At 50.0% G+C, this 18,777-nt stretch carries 16 protein-coding genes and 1 tRNA gene; 9 read left to right on the forward strand and 8 right to left on the reverse strand.

The window, feature by feature from the left end:
• Together B156_RS0112520 and B156_RS0112525 are read right to left on the reverse strand one after the other, a co-directional pair.
• On the reverse strand, positions 1-227 hold a 227-nt coding region (locus B156_RS0112520; protein ID WP_018618896.1), incomplete at its 3' end, for a transposase.
• 131 nt (positions 228-358) lie between these two features.
• Positions 359-1,231: an AraC family transcriptional regulator gene (locus tag B156_RS0112525; RefSeq protein WP_018620068.1), complete on the reverse strand. Its 873-nt coding sequence runs from the start codon at positions 1,229-1,231 to the stop codon at positions 359-361.
• A 135-nt stretch (positions 1,232-1,366) separates the two neighbouring features.
• On the opposite strand from B156_RS0112525, the gene B156_RS0112530 reads away from it, so the two are divergent.
• The 3 genes from B156_RS0112530 to B156_RS0112540 are packed head-to-tail and all read left to right on the forward strand — an operon-like array spanning position 1,367 to position 7,226.
• Entirely contained in the window at positions 1,367-2,254 is an 888-nt protein-coding gene (locus tag B156_RS0112530) for a sugar phosphate isomerase/epimerase family protein (RefSeq protein WP_052635758.1), read from the forward strand.
• A gap of 45 nt (positions 2,255-2,299) precedes the next feature.
• On the forward strand, positions 2,300-3,412 hold the full coding sequence (locus tag B156_RS0112535; protein WP_018620070.1) for a Gfo/Idh/MocA family protein: 1,113 nt from the start codon (positions 2,300-2,302) through the stop codon (positions 3,410-3,412).
• Between the two features lie 13 nt (positions 3,413-3,425).
• Positions 3,426-7,226: a PVC-type heme-binding CxxCH protein gene (locus tag B156_RS0112540; RefSeq protein ID WP_018620071.1), complete on the forward strand. Its 3,801-nt coding sequence runs from the start codon at positions 3,426-3,428 to the stop codon at positions 7,224-7,226.
• 106 nt (positions 7,227-7,332) lie between these two features.
• On the opposite strand, the gene B156_RS0112545 is transcribed toward B156_RS0112540, so the two are convergent.
• The 3 genes from B156_RS0112545 to B156_RS0112555 all read right to left on the reverse strand — a co-directional run bounded on the left by B156_RS0112545 (position 7,333) and on the right by B156_RS0112555 (position 9,554).
• On the reverse strand, positions 7,333-8,238 hold the full coding sequence (locus B156_RS0112545; protein ID WP_018620072.1) for a sensor histidine kinase: 906 nt from the start codon (positions 8,236-8,238) through the stop codon (positions 7,333-7,335).
• 176 nt (positions 8,239-8,414) lie between these two features.
• Complete coding sequence (locus B156_RS0112550) at positions 8,415-8,993, reverse strand: hypothetical protein (RefSeq protein ID WP_018620073.1); 579 nt, start codon at positions 8,991-8,993, stop codon at positions 8,415-8,417.
• Between the two features lie 21 nt (positions 8,994-9,014).
• Complete coding sequence (locus B156_RS0112555) at positions 9,015-9,554, reverse strand: RNA methyltransferase (protein ID WP_018620074.1); 540 nt, start codon at positions 9,552-9,554, stop codon at positions 9,015-9,017.
• Between the two features lie 133 nt (positions 9,555-9,687).
• Between B156_RS0112555 and mutS the strand changes: the two genes are divergently transcribed.
• Together mutS and B156_RS29130 are read left to right on the forward strand one after the other, a co-directional pair.
• Positions 9,688-12,348 carry a DNA mismatch repair protein MutS gene (gene mutS, locus B156_RS0112560; RefSeq protein ID WP_018620075.1) on the forward strand — a complete coding sequence of 887 codons (2,661 nt, stop codon included), beginning with the start codon at positions 9,688-9,690 and terminating at the stop codon, positions 12,346-12,348.
• A 28-nt stretch (positions 12,349-12,376) separates the two neighbouring features.
• Positions 12,377-13,171: a hypothetical protein gene (locus B156_RS29130; RefSeq protein WP_018620076.1), complete on the forward strand. Its 795-nt coding sequence runs from the start codon at positions 12,377-12,379 to the stop codon at positions 13,169-13,171.
• A 176-nt stretch (positions 13,172-13,347) separates the two neighbouring features.
• On the opposite strand, the gene B156_RS0112570 is transcribed toward B156_RS29130, so the two are convergent.
• A complete protein-coding gene (locus B156_RS0112570; protein ID WP_018620077.1) occupies positions 13,348-14,166 on the reverse strand; it encodes a M23 family metallopeptidase in 819 nt (272 codons plus the stop codon).
• A 262-nt stretch (positions 14,167-14,428) separates the two neighbouring features.
• Between B156_RS0112570 and B156_RS0112575 the strand changes: the two genes are divergently transcribed.
• From B156_RS0112575 to B156_RS29135, 3 genes are all read left to right on the forward strand, one after another.
• Positions 14,429-14,620: a cold-shock protein gene (locus B156_RS0112575; RefSeq protein ID WP_018620078.1), complete on the forward strand. Its 192-nt coding sequence runs from the start codon at positions 14,429-14,431 to the stop codon at positions 14,618-14,620.
• A gap of 104 nt (positions 14,621-14,724) precedes the next feature.
• Positions 14,725-16,884, forward strand: a complete 2,160-nt coding sequence (locus B156_RS0112580; protein WP_018620079.1) for a Tex family protein — start codon at positions 14,725-14,727, stop codon at positions 16,882-16,884.
• 67 nt (positions 16,885-16,951) lie between these two features.
• Positions 16,952-17,575 (forward strand): C40 family peptidase, encoded by a 624-nt coding sequence (locus B156_RS29135; protein WP_040585564.1) that lies wholly within the window; start codon positions 16,952-16,954, stop codon positions 17,573-17,575.
• A 76-nt stretch (positions 17,576-17,651) separates the two neighbouring features.
• Here the strand turns inward: B156_RS29135 and B156_RS0112590 are convergent, their stop codons facing one another.
• Complete coding sequence (locus tag B156_RS0112590; protein WP_018620081.1) at positions 17,652-17,906, reverse strand: GIY-YIG nuclease family protein; 255 nt, start codon at positions 17,904-17,906, stop codon at positions 17,652-17,654.
• A gap of 167 nt (positions 17,907-18,073) precedes the next feature.
• On the opposite strand from B156_RS0112590, the gene B156_RS0112595 reads away from it, so the two are divergent.
• Positions 18,074-18,147 (forward strand) — tRNA-Ala (locus B156_RS0112595).
• Between the two features lie 119 nt (positions 18,148-18,266).
• On the opposite strand, the gene B156_RS0112600 is transcribed toward B156_RS0112595, so the two are convergent.
• Positions 18,267-18,761: a hypothetical protein gene (locus B156_RS0112600; RefSeq protein ID WP_018620082.1), complete on the reverse strand. Its 495-nt coding sequence runs from the start codon at positions 18,759-18,761 to the stop codon at positions 18,267-18,269.
• Positions 18,762-18,777 lie beyond the last annotated feature (16 nt).

An 18,777-nucleotide genomic window follows, 5' to 3' on the forward strand; every position in this document is an offset into this window, starting at 1 on the left:
ATTCGCTCAAAGGTTCCATTACTTTTCCATTGGTCAAAGTAATAATAAACGGCCTGCCAGTGGGGCCATGTAGCGGGCAGGTTACGCCACTGTGTGCCCGTACGCAGCAACCATAAGATGACGTCCACAACCTCTCGAAGGTCAACTTTTCGTTTGCGTTTGAGATTAAAAAAAGGCGAAATTGCGGCCCATTGAGGGTCGGTCAGTGGCTCCCACTGTTTGGTCATTACTTTGCATTTTGGTCGATACAAAGTTGACACGATTCTCAATCCTCTTCAATTCCCAAACACGTTCTTAGCCTACTATCGTAGGTGTCAGTTATAAAAGAAGGGCAGCTCCTGGGGGGGTTGCCCTTCTTTTATAACTGACGATAGGTTTTCACGTAAGCTGAAGGCGTTTGGCCCGTTATGTCCTTGAACTGTCGGTTGAAGTTCGAGAGCGTACGGAAACCACTCTCGAAGCTGATCTGAGTAATGTTGAGTTTGCCATGCATCAACAACTTGCAGGCGTGCCCAATGCGCACTTCCGAAACAAACTCCGAAAATGTTTTATTGGCGCGGGTCTTGAAATAGCGGCAAAAGGCGGGGGAAGTCATACCCGCCAAATCAGCAACCCGGTCCAGACTCAGTTCGTCCGGGAAATGCTCCAGTACATAATCATGGACCAACTGCATCCTGTCGGTTTCATTTGGCTTAACGGTATTGGTATAGCTTACACTAGTCAGATACCGGTAGTCGGTGGCATAACAAAGCTCATTCAGTAACGTCAGAAAATTCAGCACCCGCTCGAAACTGACTGGTTGTGTTGCCAGACTCCGGAGCACTGTAGCTACTCGTTTACGGGTAGGGCCCGTCCACTCCAGTCCCTGTCGGGCGTGGTTCAGCAGTTGGCGCAATGGGGCCATCTCCTGTTTTTCGAAAAAACTGGGGCCCAGAAAATCTTCCGTAAAATAGGCCACAATGCCCTTCGTCGCCAGCGTCGACTGTCTGTCGAAATAAGCCTGATCGCTACGCCAGAGATGGGGAAGGTTTGGCCCGAGGAAAACCAGATCGCCAGGGTTAAATGGCTTGATTGAGTCACCAATAAAACGGGTACCGCTACCTTCTTCTACCAAAAACAATTGGAAGTGAGGGTGGAAGTGCCAGTTTGGATCGAAATGCGGTTCAACCAACTCCTTTACAACGAACGAGGCTGAAACAGGCTCAAGGTCTTTTCGTAGCGGTTGTTTCATCTAATTGCTGATTTTTAACGCAAATAGTGAATTATATTTCTAATATAAGCAAAAATAAAGTTAGTATTCGCTAATAAAAGCTAATATACAAAGATATAAGCTGTTTATATTTGTTTGATTTTTTATGGAATGAATATGAATAAGGTAGGAATGAATATGTTTGTCTGGACGATGACTATGGACGAAGATCTGTCTGATACGTTGTCATTCCTACAAACGAATGGCTTTGACTTTGTCGAAATGCCCATTAATGACACTAATCTGGCCAAATGGCAGCGCCTGGGTCATCAGGCAAAAGCACTGGGCCTGGGTGTGCAAACCTGCACTATCTGCGGCCCCGAATATAGCCTTATCAGTTCCGACGAAACCGTACGTCGGGCCGGCATCGATTACCTGAAACAGGTGGTTGACTGTGCGGCCGCGGTTGGGTCAAAGCTTCTGATGGGACCCATGTATGCGGGTTTCAAAACCTTTACCGGAAAGCCTGCCACGGCCGAGGAGTGGAACTGGTCGGTAACGGGAATGCGGGAGGTGGCCGAACACGCTCAAACGAAAGACGTGACACTGGCCATCGAATACCTGAACCGGTTTGAAATTTATCTGCTTACCTGCGCCGACGAACTGGTGGGGTACATTGAGGAGGTTAATCACCCCAATTGCCGGGCGGCTTTCGATACCTTTCATGCCAATATGGAGGAGAAGAGCGTGGCTGATGCCTTACGCAAAGTAGCTCCTTATCTGGTTCACGTTCAGATTTCAGAGAACGACCGTTCCACGCCCGGACAGGGGCATATCAACTTCGACGAAGTGTTCAGTACACTAAACGAGATTGGGTACGATGGACCCATCGCCATCGAAGCATTTGGGCCTAACCCGCCCGAACTGGCAGCCGCTACCCATATTTTCCGACCCATGTTCGAGTCGCCGGAGCAACTGGCAGTGGACGGACTGGCATTTATAAAAATAAAGAGTGAACGAGTGAAAGAGCCAAACCGGGTCACCGGGCAAAGCGCTCTGGTTTAAACGTACACTCCCTCGTTCGCTCATTTACCCTTTCGCTCTTTAAAAATGATAAACATCGCAATCGTTGGCCTGGGTTTCGGGGCCGAATTTATTCCTATCTACCAGCGGCATCCGCAGGCAAACATGTACGCTATTTGCCAGCGTAACGTACAAAAGTTAAATGAAATTGGGGACGCTTACGGCGTCGAAAAGCGGTATAGCAGCTACGATGAACTACTGGCTGACCCTGATGTTGATGCCGTGCACATTAACTCGCCCATTCCAAACCACGCCGAGCAAAGCCTGAAAGCATTACGGGCCGGTAAGCACGTTGCCTGTACCGTGCCCATGGCTACCTCGGTGGAGGAGTGTATGGAAATCGTACGTGCCACGAAGGAAAACGGTAAAAAATACATGATGATGGAAACGGTGGTGTACAGCCGCGAGTTTCTGTTCGTTAAAGAATTGTACGAAAAAGGAGAGCTTGGAAAGGTGCAGTTTCTGAAAGCCAGTCACCAGCAGGATATGGACGGCTGGCCCGATTACTGGCCTGGTCTGCCGCCCATGCACTACGCTACGCACTGCGTGGGGCCGGTAGCGGGTTTGCTCAAACTGGAAGCCGATTACGTGTCCTGTTTTGGGTCGGGTACGATTCGGGAGGAGTTGGCAAAGATTCACAACTCGCCCTTTGCGGTTGAGTCGGCGCATATCAAGTTCAAGAACAGTGATTTGTCGGCGTACGTGTATCGGTCATTGTTTGACGTAGCGCGGCAGTACCGCGAGAGCTTCGAGGTGTACGGCGATAAGAAATCATTCGAGTGGCAACTCATCGAAGACGAAGAACCGGTAATTCACACCGCTAAAAAGCCTGAACCCGAAATTCCGGCGAAAGTAGCCGTCCCTGACTACGCCCATTACCTGCCGGAAGAAATTCAGCGATTCACGACCAAAGGTGTGTATGATGCCGACGAAACCCAGCACTTATCGTTCACGCAGGGGGGAGGCCACGGTGGGTCGCACCCGCACATGGTGCATGAGTTCGTGTCGGCTCTGGTCGAAGACCGTGACCCGTTCCCCAATGCAGCCCAGTCGGCCAACTGGACCAGCGTCGGTATTCTGGCGCACGAGTCGGCTATGCAGGGCGGAAAATTGATTCAATTACCTGATTTTAACGTGTAGACAACATGGTATCATGAAAAAACTAATTACCGCGTTTGCCTTGGTTGTAGTGCTTACCCAGTGCGCCCGCCAGTCGACAACTCAAACGGCCGTCCGACAAGGAACCTCTTCGTCTGGCAATGCTCAACCGCGTCGGACGGAGATTTTGTTCCTCGGCGACAACGGCCACCACAAACCCATTGAGCGGGTGCCGGAAATCATGGCGGCTTTGGGGGTTAAGGGTATCAACTTTACGTATACCGATAAGCTGGAAGACCTCAACACCGAAAATCTGAACAAATATGATGGTCTGCTTATTTATGCCAACTGGGACAGTATTGGCAAACCGCAGGAAAAGGCGTTGCTCGATTACGTATCGTCAGGTCACGGCATCATTCCGGTGCATTGCGCATCCTATTGTTTCCGCAATTCGCCGGAGTACGTCGATAAGGTAGTGGGTGGTCAGTTCTGGCGGCATCGGATGGACACCATCCAAACCCGCTTCACGCAGCCTGCTAATCCAATTGTAGCAGGTTTGCCCTCATTCAAAGCCTACGATGAAACGTATTTGCACAACCATTTGCAACCGGACAATAACGTGCTGGCCGTTCGGGACATTAAAGCCGACCAGACAAAAGACCGTCCTGATGCTAAAGAGGAGCCTTATACCTGGACCCGGCAGTATGGCAAAGGACGCATGTTTTATACGGCCTACGGGCACGATGAGCGCACCTGGTTGCAACCCGGGTTTCAGCAACTGCTGGAGCGTGGTATCCTGTGGGCCGTGGGCGACAAGGTGAAAAAATTGCATGATGACCTGAATCCACAGCCTTTTGCCTATCAGGAAGCCCCACAGCTTCCTAACTACGAAAAGCGGCCTGGTCCTCAAAGAGAGCAGAAACCACTCTCGCCGGAGGAGTCCATGAAGCACATTCAGGTGCCGGTTGATTTTACCCTCGATTTGTTCGCTCATGAGCCAAACGTGATGCACCCCATCGCGATGGCCTGGGATGAGCGTGGACGGCTCTACGCCCTTGTTACGAAAGACTATCCCAACGAGCGTAAACCCGAAGGAGGATCTGACTACATCGTCATTTGTGAAGACACGAACAACGATGGCAAGGCCGACAAGTTCACCAACTTCGCCGAAGGACTAAGTATTCCTACCGGAATGGCGTTTGGCAACGGCGGGTTGTACGTATCGCAGGCGCCCCACATGCTGTTTTTGCAGGACACCAACGGCGACGATAAAGCCGATGTGAAGAAAGTTGTTTTCACCGGTTTTGGTACGTTCGATACGCATGCTGGTCCTAGCAACTTGCATTATGGTTTCGACAACTGGATTTGGGGCAGCGTTGGCTATTCCGGTTTCAAAGGGAAAGTGGGAGCCGATAGTGTGAAATTCGGTCAGGGCTTTTTCCGGTTCAAACCGGATGGCTCGCAACTGGAATATGTAACGGGAACATCCAATAATACCTGGGGACTGGGCTTCACGGAAACCGGTGACATTTTTGGTTCAACGGCCAACAACTCACACGGCTGGTACATGGCCATCCCAAACCGGTACTTCAACGGAGCACCCCACATCCGGGAAAACGGTAGTCGCAGTACGGATACCCATAAAGACATGAAACCCATCACCGAAAAGGTGCGACAGGTGGACGTGTTTGGTGGGTTTACCGCTGCCGCCGGGCATAACTTCTACACTGCCCGTGCTTTCCCGAAAAAATACTGGAACCAGATTGCTTTCGTGTCGGAGCCAACGGGCCACATTGTCCACCAGAACGTGATGCAGAAAAGTGGAACCGATTTTTCGGATGCCGTTGGGTTTAACCTGATGGCCGGTGCCGATGAATGGTTTGCGCCCGTGTTTGCCGAAGTGGGGCCAGACGGAGCTGTTTGGGTTGTTGACTGGTATAGCTATATTATCCAGCATAACCCCACGCCCAAAGGAGCCACCAACGGTTCGGGTAATGCCTACGAAACCTCCCTTCGGGATTTCACGCATGGCCGCATTTACCGCGTAGGCTACAAAGGAGCACCTGCCTATACACCAATGGCCCTGAGCAAAGACCGTCCGGCAGAGTTGATTGCCGCGTTGAAGAACACCAACATGTTCTGGCGCACGACCGCCCAGCGGTTGCTCATCGAACGAAACAACAAGGACGTAGTGCCGCAATTGATTGCCCTGGTCAATGACCAGTCGCTGGATGAGATTGGCAACAACCCGGCGGCTATTCACGCGCTGTGGATATTAAATGGATTAAACGTACTGGATGGCGCTGACCGGAATGCGTTGATGGCCGTTAAACAGGCATTGAAACACCCGGCACCAGCAGTTCGTAAAACGGCTATTCAGGTAATGCCGACCACTAGCGAAGTGGCTGGTACGTTGCTGGAAGCGAACATGCTGAACGACAAAGAACCGCTGGTGGTGCTGAATACCATACTGGCGTTGTCAAAACTGCCATCGAATCCCACCGCCGATGCCGCTGTACTGGCCCGACTAAACAGCACTGCCGGAGCGCAGGAAGTGAATGACCGGTGGTTGCCCGATGCGTTCGCCAGTATGCTGACGAGCCAGAACGGACGGTTGTTGAAAACGTACGTAAACCAACTGGCGGTGAATACACCAGCTAAGGCCGGTTCGGCTATGTCGGCACATAACCACGCGGACATGGCCAAGGCATCAGCACCCGTCATGACGGCCTCTATGGCGTCAACTCCGCCTGTAAGCAACCTGCCAGACCTGATTGTGGCGGCTGTTCGTACCACACCCAATTCTCCGGCGGTTCGGGAGCGGGCACAAGTCTTCATCGACGTGACTAATGCGGGGGGGGCTGCTATTCCGGCAGGAACACCCATTCCGATGTCAGTGCGGGTTGAAGGGCCGAAAGGAATGGCGGATGCGTCTAAAATTGACTTTATCAGCGTTACGCATGACACCGGAATTAAGCCCGGAGAAACCATTACGATTACGAAATCGAACAATGGACCGTGGGTGGGCGATATGGGTGTACTATTCGAGCAGTCCGGTGATTATATCATATCGGTCATGCTCGACCGTGAGAATAAGATTGCGGAAAGTAACGAGCAAAACAACAACGCTACCCATACCCTGATCTACCGCGCTCCGCAAAGTCTGAGCGCTTATACGCTGGAACGGGCTACGCGCAGCTACGCATCTGTAGCCCCCATTGAAGCGGTGGTAGACATGCTTCGGCAAACGCAGAAACTGAGTCCGGCGGAGAGCGAAGCCGTTGTGAAGGGCGTGTCGGAAGGGTGGAACCTGAAGCAGAAGGCAACGGTGCCGGAAGCGGACCGGTCGTTCTTAGCCAGCCTGAATGGGACCGTATCTGCCGATAACCGCGAACGGTTAGGCCGACTATACGAAGCCTGGGGGCTGACGAAAGAAGAACCTGTTGACCCCAACGTAGAGGTGGTACGACTGAAAACCGTACGGGAGGAAATGCGCTACGACAAAAAGGAATTCACCGTTACGGCGGGTAAGACCATTGAAATTGTGCTCGAAAATCCCGATGCCATGCAGCATAACCTGGTGATTGGTAAACCCAAAACGATGGAGATTATCGGGGCCGCTGCCGACAAGCTGATTACGGCTAAAGATGGGGCGGAAAAGAACTACGTGCCCTCTATTTCGCAGGTTATTGCCGCTACACCTTTGGTAAATCCCGACCAGACGTATCGGCTCAAATTCACCGCTCCCAACACCCCCGGCGACTACCCGTTCGTTTGTACCTTCCCCGGTCACTGGCGGATTATGAACGGTGTGATGAAAGTAGTGAAATCCGGTCAGGCAATGAACGCGAAGTAACCTGGTCACTACCTGACGGGCAATCTGTAAGCAGAAAAGCCGGACGACTTTCAATGAGAAAGTCGTCCGGCTTTTCTGCTTACAGGATACGTTAGTCTACTCCTGCCTACTCCCCATCGCTTAGTACCGCCGTTGAGGGCAGGAGGGCAGACGGTGGCACCTGAATCAGAAACTCACTACCTTTACCCAATTCACTTTTTACCCATATTGTCCATTTGTGCGACTGGATAATGCGTTGTACATAACTTAGTCCCAGGCCGAAACCTTTCACGCTGGGCTGGTTCCGGTCATGCACCCGGAAGAATGGCTGGAAAATGTGCGCTATTATTTTGGGCGCAATGCCAATACCCCGATCCTGCACTGCAATCGTTAATCCGTCGGCAGTGTTCCTGGTGTAGATGGTTATTTCCGGCTCACCGGCACTATACTTAATTGCATTGTCGAGCAGGTTATAGAAAACGTTGGTCAGGTGCAACCGGTCGGCCAGTACATGGGGGTCACTACCGGCCAGATTTAATTTCAGGTACGTACCGTGCCGCTCCGCTACCGAATGGAGCAACTGGTTCAAATGAATAGGCTCGGTGTTAAGGACCAGCGTGTTTTTGTCCGCACGAGCCAGGGTCAGCATCGTTTCTACCTGTTGCTGTAAGCGCTCCGCTTCTTCCCGAATGATGCGTACATATTTCTCTGTTCGTTCGGGTTGATTCCGGGCAATGGGGGAATCCAGAATATCGGCTGCCATGCGGATAGCCGTGATAGGTGATTGAAATTCGTGAACAATGGAATGCAGCACTTCGGTCTGCTCGGCTGGTTTCTCCCGGCGCAGTAACCACCAGATTGAATACCCCATCAACAGTTGCGACGTTAACAGAAGTCCGAATAAAGGGAGCCAGCCTATGGAGGGAACCGGGATGGAGATGGAGGACCAATTGCCGTAAACAAACCCTGCTGCAATCAGAAAGAGCAGTACCGTAAGCCCAAATAATGAGTAGGCAACAGAACGAGGTGGCATAAGGCTATCTGTTATGGGTGTGCTAGAAGCCTGAACGAGCGAATGAAATGCATTGCCCGTTGGATGTATTTACGTTGTAAATGTCACACGAAATTACCCTAAAAACTAAAAACAGCCAACAAAAAAGCCCGCCATTAACGGGCTTTTTATTAGACGAGCGTTAGGAGAGGTGACTGCTATTTCCCGGTGGGTGCTTCGGCTGCTGATTCTGGTGTAGCGTCCGGTGTTGCGCTGGTACGGGCAGGCTGATCAGCCTTCGGCTTTGGCGTGGGAGCTTGTGTTTTGGCAGTAGCCGCTGGTTTTGGCGCAGGAGTTGGTCTTGACGTCGAAGCTGGTTTCTTGGCCGAAGTGGCTGGTTTTGACGTCGAAGCTGGTGCTGCTGGCGCTGGTGTCTTCTTCACTGCGTTTGCTGCTTTTCTGGCTGTACGGGCTGCATTTTTAGCCGTTTTGTCCGCGTTTTTCTTCGTCTTCGACGCTTCTTTTTTAGCCTTCTTTTCAGACGCTTTTGCTGGTTTTGCCGCTTTCTTTTCAGCCTTGTGCGCCATTTTTGCCAACTTCTTAGCCAGCTTTTCCGCCGACTTCTCGATGGACTTCTTCATTTTTTTAGAAGCAGCACCTAGTTCACTTAGTTTAGCTTCGAGTGAACTGACGATTTCCGACGCCAGCGATTTTTGTTTGGTTTTTAGGGCTTTGTTTGCCATATGCTTTATAGAGAAAAAATCTACAAATAAATACGGAATTTTCGGGACAATCAAAAATTCAATATTAAGTTTTCGTTACAGTTTTTGTAGGAAATCCCAGCAGACGATACCTGCCGTAACGGCAATATTCAGGGAGTGCTTGGTGCCAAACTGCGGAATCTCGAGCACTAAATCGGCCAGTTGAACCACTTCATCTCCCACACCCGTAACCTCATTGCCCAGTATAAACGCGTAGGATTTGTTGGCAATCGGTGAAAAATCGGTAAGCGATGTGCTGCCTTCTGCCTGCTCAATGGCGGCTACGAGCCAGCCATCCAGTTGCAGCTGTTTAACCAGCGTCAACGCATCGGGTACGTACTCCCAGTTTACCGATTCTGTAGCGCCCAGGGCCGTCTTTGTAATGTCGCGGTGGGGTGGTTGCCCCGTAATGCCGCACAAATATAGTTTTTCGGCCCGGAACGCATCAGCCGTGCGAAATACCGAACCCACATTGTTCAGGCTTCGGATATTTTCTAAAATCAGGCAGTAAGGGAATTTTTCGACCGTTTTAAATGCATCGACGGATAGGCGATTGAGTTCGTGGAGGGTCAGCTTACGGGGGGTGTCCTTGTTCATAGCGCAAACTTACAACACCAGCTACCAATAAAAGAGGGTTTAACACCTAACCACCGACCGGCTGCGGGTAGAAATAGCTGTGCGATTTACGCCCAAATTCGGTAAATTTGTGTAAACTAATACCCGTACTTTAGTGAAATCAGTCTCGTCCGTAAAACCTCAATCAAAGAAGAATGAAACGCCCCTCAACCGCCAGTACAACCAGATAAAGGCCAAATATCCCGGTGCGCTATTGCTCTTTCGCGTGGGGGATTTCTACGAAACGTTTGGGGAAGATGCCATCCGGGCCAGTAAAATTCTGGGTATTACTCTGACCAAACGAAACAACGGCGGATCGAACGAAGAACTGGCTGGTTTTCCGCATCATTCGCTCGACACGCACTTGCCTAAGCTGGTTCGGGCGGGAGAGCGGGTGGCCATTTGCGACCAACTGGAAGACCCTGCGCTGGCTAAAGGCATTGTGCGAAGGGGTGTTACCGAACTGGTCACGCCCGGCGTTTCCTTCAACGATAACGTACTCGATACCCGGCGCAATAATTACCTGGCAGCCGTTCATTTTGGTAAGTCGGATGACACATTTGGAATATCGTTCCTGGATATCTCTACGGGTGAGTTTCTGGCGTCGCAGGGTAATGGGGCCTATATTGATAAACTGCTCCAGAGTTTCAACCCGTCAGAAGTATTGTACTGCAAGCGGAACCGGCAGGAATTTGGCGCACTCTTCGGCGATAAGTTTCACACCTACACGCTGGAAGACTGGGCCTTTACCTACGACTTTGGCTACAATTTCCTGAAGCAGCATTTTCAGACTACCTCGCTCAAAGGCTTTGGTATTGAAGGGATGCCCGATGGCATCATCGCAGCCGGGGTCATTCTGCATTACCTCAACGAAACGGAACACAAAGACCTTCAGCATATTACCCGCGTTACCCGGCTGGAAGAAGACCGCTATGTGTGGCTTGACCGCTTTACCATCCGCAATCTGGAACTGACGGCCGCCCAGCAGGAGGGGGGCGTTCCGCTGATTCAGATTCTGGACCAGACCGTTACGCCGATGGGGGCCCGCCTGTTGCGTAAATGGCTCAACCTGCCCCTGAAAGAAAAAGCCCTGATTGACGAACGGCTGAACATGGTCGGGCAGTTTGTGGCGGATAGTGACTTTGCCGATGCGACGGCGAATCATCTCCGGCAAATTGGTGACCTTGAACGATTGGTGTCCAAAGTAGCCGTTCGGCGAATAAGCCCTCGTGAACTACTGCAACTAAAACGGTCACTACAACACGTTTTACCCATAAAGGAACTGCTCATTACGGCATTGAGCCAACAGGAATTACCCGGTCAGCATTCCGGTTCATTGAAAAAGTACGCCGACCAGCTCAACCCGGTTTCATTCCTGATTGACCGGGTCGAGGCCGAACTACGCGAAGACCCGCCAACGCTCTCCAATCAGGGTGGCATGATTAAATCGGGCATCAATGCAGAGCTGGATGAACTGACGGCCATCGCTTATTCGGGCAAAGATTACCTGGTGCAGTTGCAGGAGCGCGAAGTGCAGCGAACAGGTATCACTTCGCTCAAGGTAGCCTACAACAAGGTGTTTGGCTATTACCTGGAAGTGACCCACGCCCACAAAAACCGGGTGCCGGAGGACTGGATTCGGAAGCAGACCCTCGTGAATGCTGAGCGGTATATCACGCCTGAATTGAAAGAGTACGAAGAGAAAATATTGAACGCTGAGGAGCAGATTTTTCAGATTGAAGCCCGGATGTTCAATGAGATGGTCCTGGCGGCTGGCGAATACGTTGGTGCCATTCAGCAAAATGCCCGGGTACTGTCGGTGCTGGATGTGCTGGCTTCCTTTGCGCGGGTAGCCGTGAAAAGTAAATACGTTCGCCCGCAAATCAACGAAAGCAAAGTGCTGAACATAAAAGACGGGCGGCACGCGGTCATTGAACAGCAACTGCCCCCCGGCGAACCGTACATCCCGAACGATGTTTTTCTGGACGACGAAACCCAGCAGATTATCATTATCACCGGCCCGAACATGGCTGGTAAGTCGGCGTTGTTACGGCAAACGGCACTCATTGTGCTGATGGCGCAGGCCGGAAGTTTCGTACCGGCATCACTAGCCGAAATTGGCATTGTCGATAAGATTTTTACCCGCGTTGGGGCTTCGGATAACCTATCTCGGGGCGAAAGTACGTTTATGGTCGAGATGACCGAAACGGCCAGTATCCTGAACAACCTGAGCGAACGGAGCCTGATTATAATGGATGAAATCGGGCGGGGCACCAGTACCTACGATGGTGTCTCGATTGCCTGGTCCATAACGGAGTACCTGCACAACAAAACCGACTGTCGTCCCAAAACGCTGTTTGCTACTCACTACCACGAACTGAATGACCTGGCGGCTGATAACCCGCGCATTAAAAACTATAACGTGTCGGTCAAGGAGTTGGGCAATAAAGTAATTTTTCTGCGGAAGTTGAAAGAGGGCGGCTCGGAGCACAGTTTCGGGATTCACGTGGCGCAGATGGCTGGTATGCCCGCTCAGATTGTGAACCGGGCTAACGAGATTCTGAAACAACTGGAATCATCGCACAATCGGGAAAACAATAAAGAACGAATCCGGGACGCTGTCCCCCAGGAACGGGAATTAGCCTTGCGCATCATCGAATCCGGCGATCCAAAATCGGAAGCCATTAAAGAGAAACTCCGTAACATCGATGTCAACCGCCTGACGCCAATTGAAGCCCTGCTGAAACTGAATGAACTGCTCAAAATGGCGGAATGAAACTAGATGAAATTTAGAAATATTTGCCATGAATAAAACACTTTATCCACAATACATAATCGACGAGCATGGCAGCCGTACCTCAGTTGTGTTGCCTATTCAAGATTGGCTACAGGTTCTTGACGAGTTGAAAGAACTAAGCGACATTAGGCTCTATGGGAAAATAACAACCCAGCAAGAGACAGTGAAACAGTTGGTTGAATTCCAGCCAACGAACTATGATGTTTCTAATGCTATTGTAGGTAGCCAAGTGATAAACGAGCTTAAAGAATGGTATGATTGCCCTGAAATTCTTCTATTCACGTCTTTTGGTAATGTTTACAAAACATATAATCAAGGATACAAATCTGAAAGGCAGTTGAAGGCAAGTATAGAATTTGACCGTGGGGAAAAATGTATTGCTATAATTGGTATATCAAATGACGACGAATCAGACCACCGTTTGATCTTTGGATTCAAAGATGGTTACGTCGCTAAAATATATACGAACAGTTTTCTAACGAATCGTAGAAAACTGAGCAGAGTTTTTAGAGGAGAAGAATGCGTATTTATAACGCAAATTTCTGATAACAAGGATTTTGTATTGGTAAGTAGCACAAGAAAAGTCATCGTGTTTGATAGCGGTTCGCTAAGATCAATATCTGGCAGAAAGTCTCACGGCGCTCGAATTATGAACTTGAAAATCAATACTTATGTAGAGTCAATAAAAGAATTGAGTGAAGTTAGTTTAGATGATCCCAACTATTATCGGCGATCATCATATCCTGCCTATGGTCATGAATTGCGGTATGGAGACTATTTATACATTGATTCGGAGGAGTAAAGTGACCACCACTTTCATCAAATGTTGTGAGATCTAGCCTAATAACACTATAACTGGGCCTGTAGTAACATAGATTTTCGAAAATCGCCAGTTGCGCTTTCGAAGCCGTTTAAAAGAAAGTAAATAGTTAATTTAATTCGAGCGAGAAAGATTAAACTAAACGAACTGCTCTCAGCTCATTTTTTTGTCAGCTTAGCAGTTAGTAGCCACTTATAGGTGTCCAGGGGCTCTGGAAGACCATTGGGCTGGATTTGCAGATACATCAGGTGTAAATGCGTGGGAGAGCGTGCTTTATAGGCGTTGAAGCCTGTTCGTCCCATTTCGGCCAGTTTTTGCCCAGAGGCTACCCATTGGCCGGGTCTTACTATTACCTCGTTATTATGGGCGTAATAAAAAAGCCCGTTAAGAATGGGATCATATACCCAAATCCAGTTGCCCCCCCGGTAATCGGAACCAGGTTTCCAGGCGGTTTCAATAGCCAGTACCAAGCCATTGCTCATCGACAGGATGTCAGCTGGTTTCCCGGTCACATCGTCAAGAACATTCTGGTTACGGTCGGCAATGAAAATGTCCTGCGCCGGATGGCTCCCTTTAACGGTATAATCGAACAAATCGAAGCCCCTGCCTCTGTAGCCTTCACCGTGTGTACCGCCAATAGCGCTGGTTGTATAACCCCGGATAGGGAATGAAAAATACAAGCCCGTCCGGCGGAGGCTATCCTGCTGCAATGAATCCTGATGGTAACTCTGCTGGCTGTGAAACCGGTCCTGCAACCCATGCATGATGTGGCTAAACTGCAACCGGGCGGAGTCGGGGGTAATCGTCTGCTCTCTAACCTGGATGTATAAGATTTGAAACTGCTGGCAGTAGGAGTACAACGTAGGACTGGCGTCGTTACCACTAACGACTTGTGATGAAGCTACATTCAACCCACCAATAAATAACGCTCCTATAATGCCCGCTACTCGCATGAACCAGGTCAGATCAATCTTCACTACACCAAATTTTGATTAAGTGGCCAAAATTACGCAAACAAGTGAGTGAAATTATAGGCAACAGCAATCACTGATTGTTTGTGACAAATAAAATAAAAACGATTTGGGACAGGCACGGTTGCATGACTCAGCACAAATTCGGCGTGATTTAGCCCGAAAAACGGGCCTTTTGAAAATATTTAGTAATTATCGCTTTTATTTTACGCGTAGATTTGGAAAGTATTATTTTAGTGTCGTTATTCGCCCAAATTTAAAACAAACAATGCAAACAGGAACTGTAAAATTCTTTAATGAAACCAAAGGGTTTGGCTTCATTAAACCCGATGAAGGTGGCGAAGACATATTTGTACACGCTTCCGGTCTCATCGACCAAATCCGTGAGAACGACAAAGTTAAATTCAATGTCGAGCGCGGTAAGAAAGGCTTAAACGCCGTGAACGTCGAAATAGCTTAATTGTAAGATATAAAGACAACCGTTGTAAAAAACATGCCGCGAGGCATGTTTTTTTTTGCCCTGTCAGTTCGTTGAGCCATTTTTGCGGGTAGAACAAATCGTCTATGACCCAATTGCCCGAACAACGGGTGGCAGCCCAGCTTGGCCTCAATCTAGAGTCAGTAACAGCCACCATCGAATTACTTAACGGCGGAGCAACGGTCCCGTTTATTGCCCGTTACCGCAAAGAAGCTACCGCATCGGCCGACCGTGGCCCGCTCGATGAAGTACAAATTGGCCAGATTAAGGACACCTACCAGAAATTGCTGGACTTCGACAAACGCCGGGAGGCTATCCTGAAGTCCATTGCCGAACAGGACAAACTAACGCCCGAACTGCGTCGGAAAATAGCCGATACTAATTTCCTTACGGACCTGGAAGACTTGTACTTGCCGTATAAGCAAAAGCGCAAAACCCGCGCCACCATGGCTATCGAGCGGGGTCTGGAACCACTCGCCAATGTACTTATTGCCCAGCGGGAAACCAGTATCGAACGAATAGCGCAGCGGTATCTGTCGGATACGGTTCCAACCGTGGCTGACGCTTTGCAGGGTGCCCGCGATATTCTGGCCGAACGAATCAGTGAGGACGCCGATGCCCGCCAGCGTATCCGTAACCTGTTTGAGCGGGAAGCTACTGTTCGCTCCACCGTCAAAAAAGGGAAAGAGGCAGAGGGCGCAAAATTCACCGATTACTTTACGTTCGAAGAATCCCTGAAACGCGTACCCTCGCACCGGTTGCTGGCTATGCGCAGGGGAGAGGCAGAAGGCTTTTTGAGCGTTACTATCAGCCCTGGCGAAGAAGCAGCTATCGAGCGGCTTGAGCGGCAGTTTATCGCTGAGCGCTCCGGTACGCCGGCTTGTAAAGAGCAGATGTCCCTTGCCATCCGGGATGGATACAAACGCCTGCTCAAACCCTCGCTCGAAACCGAATTTGCCCAGCACTCGAAGGCAAAAGCAGATATGGAAGCTATCCAGATTTTTGCCGATAATCTCCAGCAACTGTTACTCAGCCCGCCCCTCGGCCAGCAGCGGGTTCTGGCCATCGACCCTGGCTTCCGGACAGGTTGCAAAACAGTTTGTCTGGATGCCCAGGGCAATTTACTGATCGATACGGTGCTTTATCTGGCGCAATCCGACGCGCAGCGGCAACAGGCAACCCTCGCCGTAAACAACCTGGTATCAAAATACAAAATTGACGCTATCGCCATTGGAAACGGCACCGCCGGACGCGAAACGGAAGAATTTGTCCGTAGTTTAGGCCTGACAAAACCGTCGGGCGAGTCGATACCTACTTACATAATTAGTGAGCAGGGAGCATCTATCTATTCGGCGTCGGAGGTGGCCCGCATGGAGTTTCCCAACCACGACGTTACCGTGCGGGGAGCCGTTAGTATTGGCCGCCGACTCATGGACCCATTGGCCGAGTTGGTCAAGATCGATCCTAAATCTATTGGGGTGGGGCAGTACCAGCACGATGTTGACCAGGCGAATCTGAAAACGAGTCTGGATACCGTCGTGGAACGCTGCGTCAATCAGGTGGGTGTTTCGCTCAATACGGCCAGTGCCCACTTGTTGCGGTACATTTCGGGCCTGGGGCCACAGTTAGCAGAAAATATTGTTGACTACCGGGCCGAACATGGTGCGTTTACCTCCCGCGATCAACTCAGGAAAGTGCCCCGGCTGGGGCCGAAAGCGTTTGAGCAGTGCGCCGGATTTTTACGGATCGAAGGGGGAAAAAACCCGCTGGATAACAGCGCCGTTCACCCCGAACGGTACGCTATCGTTGAGCAGATGGCGACTGATACCGGCAGTACAATTCAGGACCTTATTCAGAATCCCGACCTGCGCCAGTCCATCAACCCAAACCGGTACATTAGTGATACGGCAGGTTTACCAACACTGCGCGATATTCTGGCTGAACTCGCCAAACCGGGCCGTGACCCCCGCGAGCAGTTGTCGGTATTTGAATACGATGCCCGCGTTCGGACCGTGGATGATTTGCAGGAAGGGATGTTCTTGAATGGGGTCATTACCAACATTACAGCTTTTGGGGCCTTTGTGGATATTGGTGTCAAGCAGGACGGATTGGTTCACGTTTCTCAACTGGCCAACCACTACGTTTCCGACCCAAAAACGGTGGTGAAAGTGTACCAGAAAGTAAAAGTTAAGGTCCTGGAGGTCGATAAGGCCCGGAAACGCATTGCATTATCCATGAAAATTTAATAGGTTGCATTAGTCTTATATGCTTTTGCGTTACAATAAAGTACTTGTTAACTTAACCCCATCCCGTATGCAACTACGCTGGTTTCGGGAACTAGCACGTCCCGTACTGCTGAGCGCCTGCCTACTCTCTTTACTAACGGCCTGCGAGGTTCTTCGTTCCTCCGGCCCATCGGTTAGTCGTCGCTCTTCCTCATCCCGTCCGGTTGCCAGGCGAACAACAACGGGGAAATCATCAGCTCGCTCACCCAAAACTAACGTTAAGGCACCCAGTAAAGTGGTTGATGGCCGTACTTACGAGAATCGGTACGTACCCGAAGTGGTAAAAATAGCCCGTACCTACACCGGAACACCGTATCGGATGGGGGGTAACACTACAACCGGTATTGACTGCTCCGGTCTGGTCTACGCCGTTTTTAACGAAGTAGGGCTGAAAATGCCCCGTATTTCCTGGCAACAGTCAGAAGTGGGGCACGAAGTGGAGGTAAACGAAATTCTGCCGGGTGACCTGATTTTTTTCGTGCCCGACAAAGGTCAGGCGGGTTATGTGTCGCATACGGGCATTGTAACCGAAGTAAACGGTGCACAGAATATCCGCTTCATTCATGCGTCATCATCGCGGGGGGTTCGGGAAGACAACCTGTACGCAGACTATTTTAAAGGCCGTTTTGTGAAGGCGCTGCGCCCTTTTTAGCGCATGACAGTCAACGACAGGCTTTAAACAGAAAAACCGCCCTCAAGGCGGTTTTTCTGTTTATATGGATAAACCGTCAGGTAGCCGGTTGAGTATTGTTAATGAGTTCTTCCCAGTGAGCGCGATCTTTCTTCTTTAACTTCATTTCCAGACTTAGTGCTTCGTTGCGGGTAGCGAATGGCTGGGTAAATTTAACTTCCCACGGCTTCCCATCAGCCGTAGCGGGGTTCGTTTTGGCATTATGCTGCCAAAGGGTGATTTTCAGGTCTTTGCTCTGACCGATGAAATACCTGTCAGTAGATGGGCTGTAAATAATATAAACGGTATGCATACTGGTAAGGGACTATTGTCAAAACTACACAATAGGTAATACAAAACAAAGTTTAACCTGTTGAGCGGGAAAGTATGTTGATTGACCCAAAAAAACAGGTGCAGGTTTGTGGTGCGTTGATTTTTTTCTCATATTTGCACCCACAAAACGCATAACAGCGGTTTGATGGGGGATTAGCTCAGCTGGCTAGAGCGCTTCCATGGCATGGAAGAGGTCATCGGTTCGACTCCGATATTCTCCACCTTAACAGACCAGTTCCGTTTTGGGGCTGGTCTGTTTCTTTTACTACTGTACCCCAAAAGATAATAGCCGCTATCCAGACAGGTAGCGGCTATTATCGTTAATCAATGTTTTGAGCAATTACGGCAATACGTCGGCATCGGCCAGAATATAGTTTAGCTCGTAAATATTGTCGGCATTGAGTTTGAACGTACCCCGAAACGTATGCCGCTCATCGGTTTTGAATTTCTTATCGGTCTTTTTGAACTTGAGTGATACGACCGACTCCGGTCCGGCACCTCCGCAGAAAAAACAGGCACTATACGGGAAAGCAGACAGTACGTACGTATTCGATTCCAGATCAACTGGTAACACATAACCCGTCAGGTCGACCGTTTTGCCACTCAGTTTCTGTATACTTTGCCCAAAGGTGGGGTAGAGCATATAAACAGACTCTTCAGCGTACCATTTTTTCTTGAATGTTACATCGCGCAGAATCTCCCATGATAACTTTACAGGCTCAGCCGTATGAAGGGTTACTTTGGTTGTACTTATGTGCTCAACCGGCAATGTAGCTGGCCGGAAAGCCGAAGCAAAAAACAACACGAAAAGGAAAGGAATCACGATACGGCTCATAGCGTTCAAATGCTTT

Origin of the sequence: Spirosoma luteum DSM 19990, from assembly GCF_000374065.1 — a bacterium.
Lineage (GTDB): Bacteria > Bacteroidota > Bacteroidia > Cytophagales > Spirosomataceae > Spirosoma > Spirosoma luteum.

Bases quoted from the DNA above. Each gene is read 5' to 3' on its own strand.
- B156_RS29135 (WP_040585564.1), top strand. From the start codon at position 16,952: ATGCAACTACGCTGGTTTCGGGAACTAGCACGTCCCGTACTGCTGAGC.
- B156_RS0112575 (WP_018620078.1), top strand. From the start codon at position 14,429: ATGCAAACAGGAACTGTAAAATTCTTTAATGAAACCAAAGGGTTTGGC.
- B156_RS0112600 (WP_018620082.1), bottom strand. From the start codon at position 18,761: ATGAGCCGTATCGTGATTCCTTTCCTTTTCGTGTTGTTTTTTGCTTCG.
- B156_RS0112530 (WP_052635758.1), top strand. From the start codon at position 1,367: ATGAATAAGGTAGGAATGAATATGTTTGTCTGGACGATGACTATGGAC.
- B156_RS0112535 (WP_018620070.1), top strand. From the start codon at position 2,300: ATGATAAACATCGCAATCGTTGGCCTGGGTTTCGGGGCCGAATTTATT.
- B156_RS0112525 (WP_018620068.1), bottom strand. From the start codon at position 1,231: ATGAAACAACCGCTACGAAAAGACCTTGAGCCTGTTTCAGCCTCGTTC.
- B156_RS0112540 (WP_018620071.1), top strand. From the start codon at position 3,426: ATGAAAAAACTAATTACCGCGTTTGCCTTGGTTGTAGTGCTTACCCAG.
- B156_RS29130 (WP_018620076.1), top strand. From the start codon at position 12,377: ATGAATAAAACACTTTATCCACAATACATAATCGACGAGCATGGCAGC.
- B156_RS0112590 (WP_018620081.1), bottom strand. From the start codon at position 17,906: ATGCATACCGTTTATATTATTTACAGCCCATCTACTGACAGGTATTTC.
- B156_RS0112580 (WP_018620079.1), top strand. From the start codon at position 14,725: ATGACCCAATTGCCCGAACAACGGGTGGCAGCCCAGCTTGGCCTCAAT.
- B156_RS0112545 (WP_018620072.1), bottom strand. From the start codon at position 8,238: ATGCCACCTCGTTCTGTTGCCTACTCATTATTTGGGCTTACGGTACTG.
- B156_RS0112555 (WP_018620074.1), bottom strand. From the start codon at position 9,554: ATGAACAAGGACACCCCCCGTAAGCTGACCCTCCACGAACTCAATCGC.